12 protein-coding genes are annotated in these 18,206 nt (G+C 42.8%); all 12 read right to left on the bottom strand.

Annotated elements, in window-relative coordinates:
* Positions 1-24 precede the first annotated feature (24 nt).
* The gene (gene tsaB, locus ACH9UM_RS09005; protein ID WP_004847559.1) at positions 25-1,209 is read right to left on the bottom strand and encodes a tRNA (adenosine(37)-N6)-threonylcarbamoyltransferase complex dimerization subunit type 1 TsaB; all 1,185 of its coding nucleotides are present in this window, start codon (positions 1,207-1,209) and stop codon (positions 25-27) included.
* Positions 1,210-1,330: 121 nt separating this feature from the next.
* The gene (tsaE, locus tag ACH9UM_RS09010; protein ID WP_009243712.1) at positions 1,331-1,759 is read right to left on the bottom strand and encodes a tRNA (adenosine(37)-N6)-threonylcarbamoyltransferase complex ATPase subunit type 1 TsaE; all 429 of its coding nucleotides are present in this window, start codon (positions 1,757-1,759) and stop codon (positions 1,331-1,333) included.
* Between the two features lie 16 nt (positions 1,760-1,775).
* On the bottom strand, positions 1,776-2,954 hold the full coding sequence (locus ACH9UM_RS09015; protein WP_004847561.1) for a phosphoribosylaminoimidazolecarboxamide formyltransferase: 1,179 nt from the start codon (positions 2,952-2,954) through the stop codon (positions 1,776-1,778).
* Between the two features lie 77 nt (positions 2,955-3,031).
* Positions 3,032-3,748, bottom strand: a complete 717-nt coding sequence (locus tag ACH9UM_RS09020) for an IMP cyclohydrolase (RefSeq protein WP_044998220.1) — start codon at positions 3,746-3,748, stop codon at positions 3,032-3,034.
* Positions 3,749-3,828: 80 nt separating this feature from the next.
* Positions 3,829-5,148, bottom strand: coding sequence for a hemolysin family protein (locus tag ACH9UM_RS09025; protein WP_009243714.1), 1,320 nt, complete (start codon positions 5,146-5,148; stop codon positions 3,829-3,831).
* A gap of 147 nt (positions 5,149-5,295) precedes the next feature.
* Entirely contained in the window at positions 5,296-6,222 is a 927-nt protein-coding gene (locus tag ACH9UM_RS09030) for an aldo/keto reductase family oxidoreductase (protein WP_004847565.1), read from the bottom strand.
* 73 nt (positions 6,223-6,295) lie between these two features.
* The gene (locus ACH9UM_RS09035; protein WP_009320606.1) at positions 6,296-8,221 is read right to left on the bottom strand and encodes an FAD-dependent oxidoreductase; all 1,926 of its coding nucleotides are present in this window, start codon (positions 8,219-8,221) and stop codon (positions 6,296-6,298) included.
* Between the two features lie 21 nt (positions 8,222-8,242).
* Positions 8,243-10,162: an FAD-dependent oxidoreductase gene (locus ACH9UM_RS09040; protein WP_009243716.1), complete on the bottom strand. Its 1,920-nt coding sequence runs from the start codon at positions 10,160-10,162 to the stop codon at positions 8,243-8,245.
* A gap of 84 nt (positions 10,163-10,246) precedes the next feature.
* The gene (locus tag ACH9UM_RS09045) at positions 10,247-11,440 is read right to left on the bottom strand and encodes an AraC family transcriptional regulator (RefSeq protein ID WP_118188422.1); all 1,194 of its coding nucleotides are present in this window, start codon (positions 11,438-11,440) and stop codon (positions 10,247-10,249) included.
* A gap of 104 nt (positions 11,441-11,544) precedes the next feature.
* Positions 11,545-12,840: a TIGR02679 domain-containing protein gene (locus ACH9UM_RS09050; RefSeq protein ID WP_004847569.1), complete on the bottom strand. Its 1,296-nt coding sequence runs from the start codon at positions 12,838-12,840 to the stop codon at positions 11,545-11,547.
* Complete coding sequence (locus tag ACH9UM_RS09055) at positions 12,833-16,543, bottom strand: TIGR02680 family protein (protein ID WP_009243719.1); 3,711 nt, start codon at positions 16,541-16,543, stop codon at positions 12,833-12,835. Before ACH9UM_RS09055 ends, ACH9UM_RS09050 begins: the two co-directional genes overlap by 8 nt.
* 20 nt (positions 16,544-16,563) lie before the next feature.
* Positions 16,564-18,048, bottom strand: a complete 1,485-nt coding sequence (locus ACH9UM_RS09060; protein WP_009320610.1) for a TIGR02677 family protein — start codon at positions 18,046-18,048, stop codon at positions 16,564-16,566.
* Between the last annotated feature and the right edge of the window lie 158 nt (positions 18,049-18,206).

Below are 18,206 nucleotides of genomic sequence, written 5' to 3' on the forward strand. Positions count from 1 at the left end.
TGTCGGTTTTTGGCATTATTAATTTTATTTAACTGTTTTGCTCATCAAAACCGCATCTTCATCAGGGTCAGAATAAAAATGCTTTCTGATCCCGTCTTCCGTAAATCCTTCGCTTGTATATAATTTGTGTGCCGCTTCGTTTCCTGACCGCACATCCAACAATATTTTTTCAATTCCCGACTGTTTCCCTATCTTTTCAAGCGCGCCTAAAAGTTCCCGGGCAACCCCTTGCCTCCGCATCTCTTTCACAACGCCTATACGCGCAATTTCCATTTCTTCCGCAGCCGTATATGCCAAAAGATATCCCGCCGTGCGGTCTGCTTTTTCTGCGATCAGACAAATCGCATTCGGCTGTTTCAGCGTTTCAAGAATTGATTTTTCACTCCATGCATCACGGAACAAACTATACTCCAGTTCCGCGATTGCCGCTCCGTCTTCCATGACCATACGGCGGATTTCCGGAGCCGCATTTTTTTCTTTTGCCGCTCTTTCCCGCTCCGCCTGAGAAACGCGCAGATAATCCGGTTTATGTTCTGCCGCCGTTTCATAACGTCCCATCTTAAAATAGCGGATACCAAGCGCTCCTACCACTGCCGCACGCTGTCTGTTTAAATATGACGGCGCAAAAAAATACGGAACTTTCAGACCCTTTTCCAGCATCTTGCGATATACAGGTACTCCATCGCCCAAGAATACGACTCTGCGTCCATAGATATTCAGCCTTCGTATCAAATCTTCCACTGAAACCGCCATCTGTACACGTATTACCTGAAATGCATATTTCATCTGTCCGTGTTCGGAATCTTCACTCTCCTTTTTCGGAACAAAAGAGTAGATTCCTGTATAAACCTGATTTCTTCTTGCATCCATGATCGGACATATAATATCCTCGCATCCGTAGATACTGTATGCCATCGCATCTGCTGTCGGTATATGGATCAAGGGCTTGCCTAACGCAAGCCCCAAACCTTTTGCTGTTGCAGATCCGATCCGAAGTCCTGTAAACGATCCCGGTCCTCCCGCAACTGCGATCGCATCAATCGTGTTCAAATCCGCTTCTACCATTTTCACCATTTCATCAATCATCGGCAGAAGTGTCTGTGAATGTGTCTTTTTATAATTTATTGTAAATTCCGCAATCGTCGTGTCGTCCTCTACTATTGCAACCGTAGCTGTCAGACCCGAACTATCTATTGCCAAAACTCTCATGCTTTACATCCTGCTTTCCTTTTCGCTTTCTTCCGGCATTCGTCCGCCATTCTTCATTCATAACCGCAGTTCACTGCCGCCAAACTTTATACCGTCTTATCCGGTCTTATCCGATCGAACCTCACTTCATCTCATTGATTATGATCTTCCGATAGTCAAACCCTTTTTCCAAGTCTTTTTCTATGATAACTTCCGTCCGGTTTTCCGGAAGAATCTCTTCGATCAGATTCGCCCATTCGATCAGCGAAACACCGTCGCCCATAACATATTCTTCAAATCCCACTTCATCCATCTCTTCGATATCCCCGATCCGGTACACATCAAAATGATACAGCGGCAGTCTTCCTTCGTCATACACCTGCACGATCGTAAAGGTCGGACTGTTTACCGGTTCTTCGATGCCAAGTCCTTTGGCAAGTCCCTGTGTAAAAACAGTTTTTCCGACTCCGAGATCTCCTGTCAAAGTAATCACCTGCCCCGGAAATGCTTTTTCTCCAAGCTGTCGCCCTGCCGAAAACGTTTCCTGAGGACTATTCGTTTCTAAAATCATGTTACAGCGCCTCTTCTTAATGATGGAATAAGCGAATTCCGGTAAATGCCATTGCCATTCCGTATTTATTACATGTAGCGATCACATTATCGTCTCTTACAGAACCGCCCGGCTGCGCAATATATTTCACGCCGCTCTTATGCGCGCGTTCAATGTTGTCACCAAACGGGAAAAAGGCATCCGATCCAAGAGCAACATCTGTCATTTTATCAAGCCATTCTCTCTTTTCTTCTCTTGTAAACACTTCAGGTTTTACTGCAAATGTATTTTCCCACACGCCGTCCGCAAGCAGATCCATATACTCATCGCCGATATACAGATCGATCGCGTTATCACGGTCCGCGCGTCCGATACCGTCCTTAAACTGAAGTCCGAGCACTTTCGGGCTTTGACGCAGCCACCAGTTGTCTGCCTTCTGTCCGGCAAGACGTGTACAATGTATTCTTGACTGCTGCCCCGCTCCGATACCGATCGCCTGTCCGTCTTTTACATAACATACAGAATTTGACTGTGTATATTTCAAAGTGATCATGGAAATAGCAAGATCTATCTTCGCCTGTTCCGGTATCTCTTTGTTTTCTGTAACAACATCAGAGAAGAAGTCCTTATCAATATTCAGTTCATTTCTTCCCTGTTCAAATGTGATGCCGAATACTTCCTTATGCTCAAGCGCTGCCGGAACATAATCAGGATCGATCTCGATAATATTATAATTTCCTTTTTTCTTTTGTTTTAATATTTCAAGAGCCTCCGGTTCATATCCCGGTGCGATCACGCCGTCGGAAACTTCTCTCTTGATCAATTTTGCGGTATCCACATCACACACATCAGACAACGAAATAAAATCTCCGAACGAAGACATTCTGTCTGCGCCTCTCGCCCTTGCATATGCGCAGGCCAGCGGAGACAACTCCCCGAGATCATCTACCCAGTAAATTTTCGCAAGCGTATCAGAAAGCGGAAGTCCGACTGCCGCCCCTGCCGGAGATACGTGTTTAAACGATGTTGCCGCCGGAAGTCCTGTTGCTTTTTTCAACTCGGACACAAGCTGCCATCCATTAAATGCATCAAGAAAATTAATATACCCCGGACGTCCGCAAAGCACTTTGATCGGCAGTTCACGTCCGTCACTCATATAAATTCTGGACGGTTTCTGATTTGGGTTGCATCCATATTTTAATTCTAATTCTTTCATCTTCTTATCCGCTCCTTATAATCTTTATTTGCGATCTTTATTCGTGATCCTTATTCGTAATCCTTATTTCGTAATCTTTATTTATGATTTTTATTTACGATTTTCGTCTCATACTTTCCTGTCTCTATATCGATATAACGCACGAAAAGAGATACTTTATTATCTTCATTCAGGCTGTGCCATAACGTCTCGGTGAACTCGTCCATATCGTTCGGGATTCCGATCAATTTCGGTTCTCCTTCAAAACTCGGCAAAGGATTCCCGTCACACATATAAGTATGGATAAAATGTCCCTCTCCCGCAACCGGATTCTCATATGCAAATGTATATCTGCAGCAGCTTTCCGGATTCCCGTTATTACTTTTCAAAATAGACATTGCATAGTTGTACGTTCCGTTTTCTATATGCATTACTCCGGAGATACGCGGCGTATAATTCGGACCGTCAGGTTCAAACTCGCGGGAGCGAAGTGACTGCTCGAATGTCATCTGCTTATCCATCCCTTCATAGATAGTATCTGTCTGATCTCCGTTTGTAACAATCGTTTTATTACCGAGGACACGCACCGGCGCATAAATAATAAGGCTCGGATCTTCCAGTTTTGCCGGATCAAACGCCTGTGTACGGATTCCTTCTCCTTCTTCCACAAACACACGGTTTCTGCTGTTCTCACTTCTTCCCATGATAAAGTAAGCCGTCACAGCCTTCGTTCCGTCCTGTGTTTTCCCGATAACGACCCCTCTCCCCGGATAAGAATTGTTCTTCAGCTCTTCTTCAATAGACAGCATCTTCATTACACTGTATCTCCTTTCATCTCTCTGTTCAAATTTTCGTCTTCTTGTAAACTTTCCCATCGTCTGACTCAGACAGGTTTTTATTTCAAGTCTTTCATCCGCAGACGGACTTGCGTGATACGGTTGTCTTTCACTTCTTCGATTTTAAATATCAGACCATCCGTTTCTATGATATCCCGATCTTCTTTTGCGGGAATATGCCCCAGTTTTTCAATAAGATATCCCGACAGTGTATCATAATTTTCCGTTTCAAGCTTCAGTCCGAGTTCATCGTTCAAATCATCAATGAGAACTCCTCCGTCAATCTTGTATTCATCTTCTCTGACACACTCTATCTCAGGAACTACTTCCTCATACTCTTCGTTAATATCACCCATGATCTCTTCAACGAGATTTTCGATCGTTACAATTCCCGAAAAGCCACCGTACTCATCGACCAAAAGCGCCATATGATGCCGTGTCTCCTGCATAATCCGAAACAGTTCATCCGCTTCCTTTGTTTCCGGAATAAAGAACGGTTGACGAAGCATCTGCCTGACATCTCCTTTCTTCAACGGATGTTTTCGCATCTCGATCATCATATCTTTTACATGAAGCACACCGATAATATTATCAATGTTTTCTTCATATACCGGAATCCGATTATGTCTTGTCTCAAGGATCTCATCGATCATCTCCTCAAACGGATCGTCAATATCAAATGCTATCACTTCTCGCCTCGGAACCATGATCTCTCTTGCAGTCCTTCTGTCAAACTTAAACACCGAATCGATCATCTCTTTTTCGTCATCGTCAAATGTACCGCTTTCATTTCCCATTTTTAAAAGCGCTTTCACTTCCTCTTCCGTCACCGCTTCTTCCTCATCTTCCGTTTTCATCCCAAGAAGCTTTAACACAAACTTCGTAGACATGGAAAGAAGTTTGATAAACGGAGACAGTATGATCGATATATAGTGTACCGGCATTACCGTAAACATACAAAACGCTTCCGCTTTCTGCAGCGCGATCCTCTTCGGAACAAGCTCGCCGAACACAAGGTTAAAAAACATCAGCACAAGCGTCACCCCATTGTAAGCAATCTGCGAACTGTACGGAACGCCTGCAGCCTCAAGTGACTGCGCCAGAACAGGCGAAATCCCCGACGCTGCCGATGCCGACGAATAAAATCCCGCAAATGTGATCGCAACCTGAATCGTCGAAAGAAACTTCGTCGAATCCTCAAATAAACCTTCGATCACTTTTGCCTTTTTATTTCCTTCATCCGCCATACTTCGAATCCGGTTCTTATTCACCGATACGACCGCCATCTCCGCCCCGGCAAAAAAAGCGTTCAGCAAAGTGAAAAATAACAACAACAGCAAGTTAAACAAAATAGAATTCCCCGCAGGGTCTGCGTCCATAAAAAATACTCCTCCTGAAATAAATTATTTTCAGGAGAAGTATATCATGCGCCTATCATTTTAGCAAGTTGACGCCCGGTATTTTTGCATTCGCCTTTTTACACACACGCTTTAACTTCATATTCGTTGTCCAGAGAAAGCCGCAGTTTATGGAAGCATATGACCTGCCGCCATATAGATCGCATACCATTCTTCCCGTGTAAGAGTGATCTCGCATGCCTTACAGATCTCCCTAAGCCTCTGCAGATTCATTGTGCCGGAAAGAACCTGCATGTGCGCGGGATGTCTTAAAATCCACGCGGTGGCGATCGTTGTATCGCTGACCCCGTACTTTCCTGCAATCTCGCGGATTTTTTCGTTTAGAACCGCAAACTTGTCGCTGTTTAAAAACACTCCTTCGATCATTCCGTACTGAAATGGCGACCATGCCTGAATCGTAATGTCATGCAGCCGGCAATAATCTAATACGCTTCCATCCCGGTCAACGCTTCCAGGCGTCGTCATATTTACTTCCACTCCGCTCGCGATCATGGACGCATGAGCAGCGCCAAACTGGAGCTGATCCGCCATAAGCGGCTCACTCACATATCTGCTTAGAAGCTCCATCTGCATCGTATTCTGATTCGATACGCCGAAATATCTCACTTTCCCCGACGTATGCAGCTCCTCAAAAGCCGCCGCTACCTCTTCTGGTTCCATGAGCGCATCCGGTCTGTGAAGAAGAAGAGAATCCAGATAATCTGTTCCGAGTCTTTGCAGAGAATCTTCTGCTGATTTTATGATGTGCTCTTTAGAAAAATCGTACATCACCCCCGGCACAATTCCGCATTTGCTTTGAATCCACATATCTTCACGGCTTATTTTCGCTTCTTCCGCCGCCTCTTTAAAACGCTCTTCGCAGACTCCCCCTCCGTAAATATCCGCATGATCAAAAAAATCGACCCCCTCTGCCATTGCCGCATCAACCAGCTTCGCCGCTTCTTTTACGGTCAGTTCTTTCATGCGCATACATCCCATGACAATAGCCGGAACCTGTTTTCCCGTACTTCCGAAATTCACTTTTTTCATCTGCATTTCCACCTCTTTCTTCCTTGCTGTTACTTATATTGTAAACGCTGTAAACGATAGTCGTTTCCCATGTTGGATATCATAACCGATATCCAAGTTCATATGCTCCACGCACAGCTTCCAGCGCCTGCGCCACTTCTTTTGCATCTCCGATCACATATGTTTCATAAGTGTCTTTGATTTCTTCATACAACGGATTCCATGCCTTTGAGCCAACCGCGCATATCACATGTGTAAATCCCGGATATTTCATCTCACCTTTTTTTGTATCTGCGATAATTGTTCCCGCATCAATCTTTTTTACTCTTGCGCCTGTAATCATCTGTACATTTTCCTGTCTGAGACGAGCCATAGTCGGCACAAGATTATTCGGAACCATTCCCTGACCTATGCTGTCTGTCATCTCGATAAGAGCTGCTCTTGCCGCTCCTCTGGAATGATGAAGCACATATTCCGCCGTTTCTATTCCAACCATTCCTCCTCCGATAATCGCTGCATTTCCGCCGAGAATCGGAACTTTTCCGCTCAATACGTCATTTGCCTGAATCATAGTTTCCTTGCCTTCTACCGGAAGTACGATAGGTTCTGCTCCTGTTGCAAGAATTACGACATCCGGATTCTCCGCTTTGATCACATCTGCATTTGCTTCTGTCTCATAGCGAATCTCCGCACCATATCTGTCACATTCCTGCAAAAGATATACGATCCATTTTGAAATTTCTTGTTTAAACGGAGCGCGGCATGCCAGATTCAACTGACCGCCTGCTTTTTTCTCTTTCTCAAATACGACTACATGATGTCCGCGTTTTGCAAGAATCCTTGCTGCTGCAAGTCCTCCGATTCCTGCTCCGACGACTAAAATATTCTTTTCTTCTGCTGTCGGTTTTTCTTCAAACTCCAGTTCTCTTCCTGCCAGTGGATTGATCACGCAAGATGCCGGACGTCTTTTCGTCTGCTCACCTACACATCCAACTCCGCAGCCTGCACAAGGAGCAATCTCATCATAACGTTTTTCTTCTGCTTTCTCCACAAAATCCGGATCTGCCAAAAGAGCTCGGCCAAGTACAACTCCATCCACTTCATTTGCTTCAAGCACATCTTCCGCTAACTGTGCATCCAGGATTTTTCCGACCGTGATCACCGGTTTTGTTGTTATTTCTTTAATTGCCCGAGCTTCTTTTAAGTTCGTAAATTCTTCTTCTCCATGACACGGAATAATCTTATTACAACGCTCATATTGTGTTCCGCCGCTGATTTCAAAACAATCAACGCCATGTTTTTCCAAGTAAGGGATCAAACGTTTCATATCTTCTAACGTATTTCCCTGCGGATCTCTTTCACTTCCGGACATTCTTAAAACGATCGGGAAATCTTCTCCGCAGGTTTCTTTGATCGCATCCAATACTTCAAACAACAAACGGGCGCGATTCAGCAAACTTCCGCCGTATTCATCTGTACGTTTGTTGCGTAAAGGTGACAAGAACGATCCGAGCAGCATATATGCATGGGCACAATGCAGTTCGATTCCGTCAAATCCAGCCTCTTTCGCATTTTTAGACGCTTTGGCATAAAGAGCGACAATACCCGGAAGTTCTTCTTTTGCCAGCTCTCTTGTCATCTGCCCCATAGAGTTCGGATATGAACTGCTGGCTACTGGCGCTACTCCGAAAAATGCACTGATACTTTCCGGACCCGGATGCGTAATCTGCGGAATGATCTTACAGCCATAAGAATGAACTTTGTCTGTAAAGCTTTTGTATTTTTTGATACTTTCTTCATCCCGAAAACAAAGTGTATTTCCAAGATACGGAACATTCGGATCAACACTTGTAGCGTCTACGATGATACATCCCACACCGCCTTGCGCACGCCTGAGCCAGTAAGCTTCCATTTTCTCATTCACAGTACCATCCTGACTTTCATATCCCAGCGACATCGGAGCCATAAAAGTTCTGTTTTTCACTTCCATTCCCGCAATCTTAAGCGGGGTAAACATTGTTCTCATACGCTTTATCCTCCTATATTTCTACAGTGTTCTTGCCGCTTCAAATCCTTCCGCGATCGCATCCAGAGCACGTCTTGCGGATTTTGCGTCTCCGATCACGCGGCACGGAATCTGCCTTTTTTCACATTCTTCCACAAGTAAATGTGAATCATTTGAAGCAAATCCAACAGCAAATACCGCGCAATTACACGGCACAAGAGTTTCATCTTCCAGCACAATTCCTTCTTCCGTAAATTTACACACTTTGCTGTTTGGAAGCATTTTCACCTGCATCTGCTGCAATTTCATCATAACGGCAATCTTACGAAGGCTGCCCAGATCGCTTCCGATCTCATCTTTCATTTCCAAAACAGTTACATCACATCCGTCTGTCGCAAGAGTATCCGCTGTTTCCAGTCCTACCAGACCGCCTCCGATAACAGCGACTTTTCCTTTCGGACACACTTCATGCCTGAGAACTTCCGGTGCTGATGCATGCTGCAACTTATCCATACCTTCTAACTTAATCGTAATCGGAGAAGAACCGATTGCCAAAATAACAGCGTCCACATCTGCATCCTTCAACATTTGTGCATCTACTTTTGTATTCTTATATACCTTTACAAGTTTTTCTACCTGTTCGGCCATCTCAAACGCCGCCGCCTTCATCTCAGCCTTGCCCGGCGCTTCTCCGGCAAGAAGAAATTCTCCTCCTAATGTGTCAGAAGCTTCAAACAGCGAAACTTCATGTCCTCTTTCGTGCAGGATCTTCGCAGCCTCCATTCCGGCAACACCTCCGCCGACAACCCATACTTTCTTCGGAGTTTCCGTTTTACTTAAATCGTACTCTGATTCATGACCGATCATCGGATTTCTCATACAAGTAATATGAGGACGGTTTGCAACATCGGTAAAGCCATCATAGCAGCCCTGATTACATCCTACGCAATGTACAATATCGCCGATTCTGCCTTCGTGCGCCTTATTCGCGAATTCCGGATCTGCAAGCTGCGCCCTTCCCATAACAACCATATCTACTTTGTCCTGAGATATGATCTCTTCTGCCAGCGCCGCCGTATTGATCCTTCCTACTCCGACAGTCAACATCCCTGTCTCTTTTCGGATTCTCGCCGCATTGTCAATATTAAATCCATTTGGCACATCAATAGGCGGAACTTCATACATAGACGCCGCCGTAATGATATTTCCTCTGGATACATCTAGAACATCAACGCCATGCTCTTTTGCAATCTTACAAAATCGAATCACATCTTCAATCGTAAGACCGTTTTCCAACATGTCGTCCTGAGCGTCAATCCTGATAAACAACGGCATCCCTTCCGGCATATTTTTGCGAATTTCATCAATTACTTCCAACGGGAATCGACATCTGTTCTCAAAACTTCCTCCATATTCATCTTCCCTGTGATTGAAGCCCGCACTCAGAAATGAATGAGGAAGGTAATTGTGCGCCAGATGAAATTCCAAGCAGTCATATCCGGCTTCTACCGCTCTGGCAGCCGCTTTTCCATAGCATGCGATTACTTCCTGAATCTGTTCTTTTGTAATGGCTTTGATCATATAAGCGCCAAAATTCATATCCGAAACAACCAGCATCTGCGCCTTCGGATCCATGCATGCGGCAATAGATCCCTGCCAAAGCTGAATTCCTGCTTTCCCGCCGTTTTCATGGATTGCATCTGTCAGTTTTTTATGTCCTTCAATCAAGTAATCTTCACTGATAGATACAAAATGCGCCGGCGCACTTGGCGTATGTACGGCGGCTACTTCTACAATATTCAGTGCGCATCCGCCTTTTGCTCTTGCAGCGTGGTAAGCAATCAATTTATCTGTCACTGCCCCGTTTTCCGCCGCCATTCTCGTTCCCATAGCCGGCAAAATAATTCTGTTTTTCAGCTCCATATCACGAATCTTAATTGGAGCAAATAAATGTTCAAACATCTTTCTGTCACCTCCGGTATTTTGATTTCATTATAAGGCGAAGTACAGAAAATAGATATTCAGATATTTTAAAATTATTATCAATTATTTACTTTTCATACTACATCTGAATTGACTTGGCGTTTGATTCATATATTTAAAAAAACTGCGCTGAAAAGATGAAATACTTCCAAATCCAACGTCACTGCTGATCTGTGTAACAGTCCGGTCTGTAGCAACAAGATAACTGCAGGAAATCTGAATTCTTACTTCCTCCAACAATTCCAAAACACTTCGTCCAAACACCTCCCGCGCTCTTCTTTCAAGCAAATGCGCATTCTTTTTCAACACTTTCTCCATTTCTTTCATCTGAAACGGATCATGAAAATTAAGTATAAGATAAACCAAAATCTGCAGTGCCTCTTCCTCCGAATGCATTTGCATACCGTTTCCTACATTTTGTTTCTGGTATTCTCTGACGCTCACGTTCATATAACGTTTAAATACTCTGTAAAAATCTTCGATATTAGTAAATCCGAGATAATCACTGATGTATTGGATATTCAAATCCGGAAAATGCAGAAGGGCACAGGCATTAAATATCTTTCCCATTTTCTGAAGCTGAAAAAAAGTATAACCACACCGCCGCACAATTTTACGATTCAATGTTACCGTTGTCATCCCTGCCGCTTTGGCATACTCTTCCATTGGTACTGTTTTGCTTGTACCCAACAGCACCCTTTGAATAACATCCCATACACAGTCTTTTTCGGAATCCTCTTTTTTCTTTCTCTCCATAGCGTATCTGCAGTACAATGCATGTAACTGCATGGCAAGGTAGATATTCATATTATACAGCAGAAATTTTTCTTCCTGCTCTTCAGCCAACAAGTCGTCTAAAACACGAAGAACCCTCTGTTTTTCTTGCGCATTCAAAACAAATAAAGGGGGAACGCCATACATCAGCACCTCATTTTCATTTTCTTTGTGCTGTTCAAAACACAAAAACATAAACAGACCGATATGAAAAGAAACCTTTACGCAGCGCAAAGGTTTTCTGATCTGTTCGATTCTATAAAAATGATGCATGTAAAGGCAGCAGAAAACGCCCTCTTTCATTTGATATTTATCTCCGTTGATCCAAATATCGGCGTCACCGCTCTTAACATAATATATCTCTGTCCTTTCATGAAATTTTTGTTCGAGCGGCTTTTTAATCTCGATCTCTTCTGCATGAATCTGTTTTTCTTTTAAATTATAGTAATCACTTCCTGTAAACCAATCCTTCTGATACCACATTTTGATTTCCTCACCGTTTCTTTTTTCAGATCTGGTTTTCTTCGATCACTCCTGATCGCATTTTATATTATAATCCTTTAGCGTCAGATGATCCCAAACGGCAATTACTTCCTCAGTGCTTCCATCATGCTTTCCTGATATGCCGATCTTCGTTTCTTATACATCGCTTCCCTTATTTCCTGCAGTTCTTGAACAGACACCTGCTCCAGCTTTTTCATCCGCCTGTCGCTTAGTTCTACTTCCGATAAATATGTTTCATACAAATCCGCCTCATACTTCCAAAGTTTCAGCCGCTCTCCATATCGGACCTTTAATTTCTGTGCGATCAAAAGCCCCTCCGGATCAAAATCCCCCGCATACCAAAAAACAGTGTCGCACGAAAATTTATCCATAAGAATAAGTACCGCCAGACGTAATTGCCCATTCCCGCAGATCACAGTCCGCTGCGGATACTCCCTTATCAATACAGAAAATACTGCCGGATTTTCCACAACGTATACCTGACTACTCTGTCCACAGACCTTCTCTAATCTTCCAATCGTCTGTAACGTCAATTTTACAGGCTCTCTATTCTCAAGAAAACCTTCAATGCCTTCATGTAAACCGCCGTCCGGTTTCCATCCGTGAATCCCATATGCCAGCGCATCATTCGATACTTCATCTTTCAAAATCCCTGCCTCATAATAGATTCTGTTTTTATACTCTGCTCTGGAAAGTCCTTCTTGTTTTAAATCGAAATTCCTTTCTCCAAGATAATTAAAGAGTAGTTTTTCCCCTGTCTTCCCTTCATCAAAATAATGGGGATTTCCTGTGACATTTGCCGAAAACACAGCTAACAATTCTTTCTGCTTTTTATCTTGAAACACTTTCAATTTTGCAATCCCTGTCGTTACATACGTTAGAATGCTCCTCAATTCCTCCGGGCTTTCTTTGTATAACTGCGTAATAAGCAAATATCCCTCTTTCTTTTCCTCCAATATGCTGCGCAGCCATTCTCGTCCGCTTTCATCCGAAATACTTTCCAGTATCTCCGCAAAATAATCTTCTCGCCTTTTCGACTCTGCCAGTTCGATTTCCTTTTTTACCTGCAGCGGCTCTCCAAAATAAGTTTCCAGAATCAATTCCCAGGTTAATCCCGCAAATTTACTGGATTCCAAACATTTTTTCATTAAATCCGCAGAAATTGTTATTGTCTTATTACTTGTATAATCCCTTTGAAAAAATCCTCCTAATTGACTTTTCTCTTCTCTGCTCAGCGACGTAAGCATCGCCGTTCCCCCAAAGTGGCCAAGACCGGCATATTTATCCCGCATTTTCAGAAATAGTTTTTTATATACCGGACGCGCCTTGAAATACAGCATGCATTCTTCTAACAGATCGTTTGTTTCTGTTTTATCCATGACTCAAGTCCTTTTCTGTTACCATACTTTTTATATTTCCATTCCAGACATACCGAATAACCGTAACATATTTCGCATTCTCCGGGCGGACAAGCTGATAGATTGCCAAAGCCGGAACCGTATCATAATCTCCCCAGAGAATCTGTGAGTTGATCATAAAATTAAAGTCAAACTTCACCATCAGCCGGAACATGTCCCGAATATTCATTTCATCTACTCCCGCGAATGCCTCGTCCAAGGAAATCAAATACGGAGCATCCTGTCTTGCCCCTGCATATTTTGCTACTACTGCCGAAAATAGCGGCACGTACATCGACATCGCCTTTTCTCCGCCGCTAAAAGTAAAGAATACGCGGTCTGTCAGTTCCCTTTTCTTCTCTCCTGTTTTTTGACATTCCAATTGAAACTCAAACCATTGACGATAATCCAGCACATTTCTCATAATCGCATGAAAAGACTGCACATTTCCCAGATCATTTGCAGATTTTCTTGCCTCTTCGATCTTAGATCGAAAATGTCCGGATAACTGCTGCGCCTCTTCCGGACGCATAATTTCGGCATCTTTTTGCAGAAGTTCTACAAGTTCCCTCGTATCCAGCTGTTCTTCTTTCTCCGCCCGCTTATTTTTCCAACGCAGACTCAGCGTAAGTCCGCTGGAAGTCTTCATAGACTCCATCAATGTGTTCATTTTCTCAACCCATCGCTTACTGGCCTGAATTTTTCCGCGAATTTTCTTACTGATCGTATTGGCAAGAATATCTTCAAATAACTCTCTGTCCTTATCACTCAAAAGCCGACGCTGTACCTCTGCATCTTCTTTCATTCTGGCAATCAGTTCTTTAAACTTGATCGTGATTCCTCTATACTTAGCAGAAATATCGATTCGTCTCATACTTGTGTCGAAAACTCCGCTCTCCTCATCCAGTTCTTCAAATAATGACTGCAGCGTAACCTGATATTCCAACAGATATCCCCTATTCATATGATATACATTTTGCAGATTCTCCAAAATCTCACTGTGCCTTTTATTTCCGAATCTCCCCATAAACATCCTGCATATCTTCTCCGCCCGTTCTTCCGCATCGTCGCTTACCGCAAACGGACACTCTACATATCCAAGCTGATATTCCATTTCAAAAGCAGTGCAAAATCTGTCTTTCTGCTGTCTGTACTTTCCAACTGAAACTTCTATATCTCCCAGTTTTTCTATAAATTGTTTTTCTTTTGTTTCCAAATGAGAGCTTTGTGTAACACTCGCCTCAATCTCTGACGGCAGTTTCTCCAATCGCTCTATGCAATGTTCCAATCGCTCCCTGATTTCCTCATAATCCGTCAAAGCAAGCTGTTCCATCACTGAATTCAGACTTCCCCGCTTTTCCCGTTCATTTCGTATCATATGATTCAAATCGTAGCGGATATCATCCAAATCGGCGTCAATTCCTTCCAAATATTCCTTCTGCACCTTTGCAGAACTAATTCCATTCCTATAATTTCCATAGGAAATCTGTACTTTCATCAACTCTTCTTTATACTCGGTCAAGGATTCTTCTGCTTCCGTAAACACATCCAGACGCGGGGGCAGATAACACTTCTGACATACTTCCTGCACCCGCAGCCGAACTGCATCCAGACTTTTTCGTTCTTTTTCTACAATACCTTTCTGGATCTGTACTTTACACTCTATTTCTTCCAGAATATTCGTTTTCTTTTCTAATTCTTTTGCTGCCACTTTCAGATCCTGTTCTTTCGGAAATGATTTCCACTCTGTTTCCAGACAGCTTTTCCTTTGCTTTAATTGTGTAATTTCGTCTTCCGCTATTTGAATGGTATCTTCCAGCCTCCGACACTCTGCTTCTAGTTCCTGTATCTTCTTTATGCGATACTGCTCTCTTGCATAAGCTCCTATAAAACATGGCGTATAATTTTTCGTAACCGTTCCTTCTATGATTCCGATTCCATAATTTCCTCTTTTATCGATCCATGTCCTGTTTTTTTCTATAGACTCACTTATCGTCTCTTCGTCCTGTTCCTTCCAGCCGATTGCTGTTAATATACGGGAAACATTCTGGTACAGAAGAATATCTCCCTCTTCGTTGTCTACATCCAGAAAATCCATAATGTTATTTCTTACATATGCGGCATCACTGAAAATATAACGGTCACATACCCCCGCATCCAACGCCAGCGCCTGTTCTCTATATTCTTCAGGCACAATCAGCGCATCCAGTATGCCCATATGCAATAGCGCTTCTTCCAGATATGCCCGCTGTGTTTCATCCAATTTTCCGTCAAAATCAATTACTTTATATAACTGCAAATATGGAATTCCTTTTTCTTTCAAAAGCCGTCGATTCTTTTCCACTGCTTCACTGCGTTCCGGCTCCGGCTCCTTTTGATTCTTCCACTGTTCCAGTTCTTCGCAAATTCCGTCTTTCTCCAATCGTCTGTCGGACAATTCTCTGCTCTGCTGTAATACTTTTCCCGAAAGTTCCTGACTTTTCCGCTCAAATTCACCATTTGCCAATCCGCGGATATTCCAATAATCGGTTTCCGTTGTATACTTCTCAATTTCCCTTGCCATTTCCTGCAATAGATCTGACTGCAGATGCAGCTCCGCATTCTCCTTTTCCCAACGATATACCGATTCTATTGTCTCCTGTTTTACTTCATGAAACTGATTTTCATATTGAAGGACTTCTCGTTCCGCTTTGTTCTTTTCTTCCTGATAGGAATCCAATTCCTGCAAAAATCTACTGTATCTTTCCTGACAACCCTTTTCTTCTTCCAGCGTCGTTTTTCCAAGACGGACCTTTGTCATATAATCCTTTAATAATTCTGAATGAGCCTGAAAAGAATACTGCTCTCCTTTCTGCTCTGTCAGCTCTTTCTTCATAAATGCAAATTCATCGAAAGGAACCCCCGCCATCTCTTCTTCCATATACTCCAGACTGTTTTCAATTTCTTCCCAAAGCATTTCATTTTTCTGAAATTGAAGTTGTATTTTCTGCTCTGTTTCCTGATATTTTTCTTTTTTCTCCTCTTCCTGCCTCTGTTTTCCTGTAATATTCTTTTTTAATCCTTCTAGTTGACTTTTAATTTCAACTTCCCTCTGCTTTAATTTGACCGTATCGCTGTCAGACAATGATTCCTTTTCCGCCTGATCTTCCGGCGTCGTATATCCCATAATATCCTGTGTGAAATTTTTCATAAAATATCTGGAGACACCTGTATTTTCATAGAGTACTTCACTCGTATCATCCCTCGCAAAATTCTCTTCACTTCCATCATTCAAATTCAGGATTCCACAGTTCACACAATACTTGATCACCTTGATCAAATGTCTTCGATACTGATATACTGTCCAGTCAATCTGCTCCTCCCTGTACTGCCCCTGTATATATTCTGTCAGCTCTGAAAGTACAAATTGCTCTTCGGCTTCTTTTTCTTCCAGAAACATTAAAATCATACAGAAAAAAACATATTCTATTTTCCGGGTAAATTCTTGAATTCCCATCCAGTTCTCCGGTGTCGCCGGCATCTTTTCCACTTTTACAAGATAAGGATTCACGATTACCTGATACCCCAGCTTTTCCATCAAGAATTTCTTAACCGTTCCTAATTCATCCTTTATCTGATAATATAATTCTTTTTCCCGACTCTTCAAAATCCAACGCCGTTCCAGCAGAATTTCCAATGCTCTCATGACTTCTTTTTAAATTCCCTTCACTCATTTTTCTCGAATACAATCACATATGCCGGCATTTGCAGATTACCGTCCGATGATTTCAAAATGCAGATTTCCTCTGTATCCGACTTTTCCACACGATAAACCTGCCCATCCTCTGTTTTCCCCTGAAGACTTTTATTCTCCAATGCTTTGGAAAGCCATGTCAGAAATACATCTCTTACATGCGGCTCTATCTCGGGAAGCTTTGCAAACTCCAGACGATTATCCTGAATATAACTTTTCAAGAGCCTGCGTTCTTCCTCTAATCGCTGAATCGTAGCAAGCCGCATTTCTTCTTTTTCTTTCGAGCGATCAACAATCCCGCTTCGTTTTGCTTTTTCTTTATATGTACGAATCCTCGGCGTCACAGTCACGATATACGGTTCTTCCTCGAACACGCCGCTGTTGATACTCTCGGTCTGACGCCACGGAAGCCCTTTTAAATGCAGCGGCTTTTCAATGCCAAATACAACAGCGGCCAATCTGTGCGCCTCAAAAATATTCTTACATTTTGAAAACATCACCGCAACCTTATGATACTCTTCCCGCCGATTCGCCCCCGCATTGCTCATTTCACTGATTCTTGCCGCATACCTTGTAATCTTTCGTATGATCTCATTCGTTGTGTCAAATACCTTTGCCGCCTCAGAATCCTTTCCGTCTGTTCCGGTAAACCATTCCTCCAGACTCTGCCAACGGCCATATACTTTATCTGCAATCAAATCTTCCTTCACTTCCACATCGATTCTCGGAATCAACAATTCATACTGTATAATTTTTTCCAGCAAACACCTCAAAACCTGCCTGTCCGTATTCTTCAGACATTGTTCTATAAATGCGGCATTGACCTGCAGACTCCTCACGAAACTTCTCAAATACTCGATCAAACGGTCTTTGAACACAAGAAACTCTGTCGTTTTCATCATTTCTTCCGCTTTTACACTGTTCAACTCCCGCATATAATCCTGATAATTCTGATTCAATCGTATAAAATCATTATTCAAATCATTCCACCATGCATAGATATGCTCCTGATCTGCTTCTGTAATCTCAGAAATCTTGCGCAGATTGATGCGAAGTCTCTCCAATAATGTAGGTTCCAACGAAGAACTTTCAATAAACAGATTCTCTACCCGGATAACCATTCGCTCAATTTCTACCGTAGCTTCAGACAACTGATACCGGAACTTTTTATTCTTAAACTCCTCGATAGTCGCAACCTTTCTCGTATCCTGAATTGTTACCAGATTCCCCCATGCAGTCAAAGCCGCCAAGTCCTGCTGACACTGCTCAGGCGTATATTCTCTAAAGTATGCATCTTCCTTTAATTCTTCATATACCTCTTCCTGATACAGCCAATACTTCAGCTTTTCATATTTCAAATAAAAAAGCCGGATGATCGGACGATACCTGTCTGTATTATCCACATTCAGATATTTTGCTTCCGTCATCGGCTTCCTCACCGTCTCCTGTATTCTCATAACTTGTCGTGCTCCTTTGAAATATGATGATTCACTGCGCCTTAGTTATCAGCGTGCTACCATATATGTATTATATCAAAGACGAGAATAAAATCGAAGATTTTATTTATAATTTTCCTTAATAATAACTCATTTTTAAAAACTCCCCAGAACCGGAG

The organism is Mediterraneibacter torques, from assembly GCF_044591705.1.
In the GTDB taxonomy this organism is placed as follows: Bacteria; Bacillota; Clostridia; order Lachnospirales; family Lachnospiraceae; genus Mediterraneibacter; species Mediterraneibacter torques.

What these genes read in the sequence shown, in the direction of transcription:
- tsaB (WP_004847559.1), bottom strand. Translation starts at nt 1,209, where the DNA reads ATGAGAGTTTTGGCAATAGATAGTTCGGGTCTGACAGCTACGGTTGCA.
- tsaE (WP_009243712.1), bottom strand. Translation starts at nt 1,759, where the DNA reads ATGATTTTAGAAACGAATAGTCCTCAGGAAACGTTTTCGGCAGGGCGA.
- ACH9UM_RS09015 (WP_004847561.1), bottom strand. Translation starts at nt 2,954, where the DNA reads ATGAAAGAATTAGAATTAAAATATGGATGCAACCCAAATCAGAAACCG.
- ACH9UM_RS09020 (WP_044998220.1), bottom strand. Translation starts at nt 3,748, where the DNA reads ATGAAGATGCTGTCTATTGAAGAAGAGCTGAAGAACAATTCTTATCCG.
- ACH9UM_RS09025 (WP_009243714.1), bottom strand. Translation starts at nt 5,148, where the DNA reads ATGGACGCAGACCCTGCGGGGAATTCTATTTTGTTTAACTTGCTGTTG.
- ACH9UM_RS09030 (WP_004847565.1), bottom strand. Translation starts at nt 6,222, where the DNA reads ATGCAGATGAAAAAAGTGAATTTCGGAAGTACGGGAAAACAGGTTCCG.
- ACH9UM_RS09035 (WP_009320606.1), bottom strand. Translation starts at nt 8,221, where the DNA reads ATGAGAACAATGTTTACCCCGCTTAAGATTGCGGGAATGGAAGTGAAA.
- ACH9UM_RS09040 (WP_009243716.1), bottom strand. Translation starts at nt 10,162, where the DNA reads ATGTTTGAACATTTATTTGCTCCAATTAAGATTCGTGATATGGAGCTG.
- ACH9UM_RS09045 (WP_118188422.1), bottom strand. Translation starts at nt 11,440, where the DNA reads ATGTGGTATCAGAAGGATTGGTTTACAGGAAGTGATTACTATAATTTA.
- ACH9UM_RS09050 (WP_004847569.1), bottom strand. Translation starts at nt 12,840, where the DNA reads ATGGATAAAACAGAAACAAACGATCTGTTAGAAGAATGCATGCTGTAT.
- ACH9UM_RS09055 (WP_009243719.1), bottom strand. Translation starts at nt 16,543, where the DNA reads ATGAGAGCATTGGAAATTCTGCTGGAACGGCGTTGGATTTTGAAGAGT.
- ACH9UM_RS09060 (WP_009320610.1), bottom strand. Translation starts at nt 18,048, where the DNA reads ATGAGAATACAGGAGACGGTGAGGAAGCCGATGACGGAAGCAAAATAT.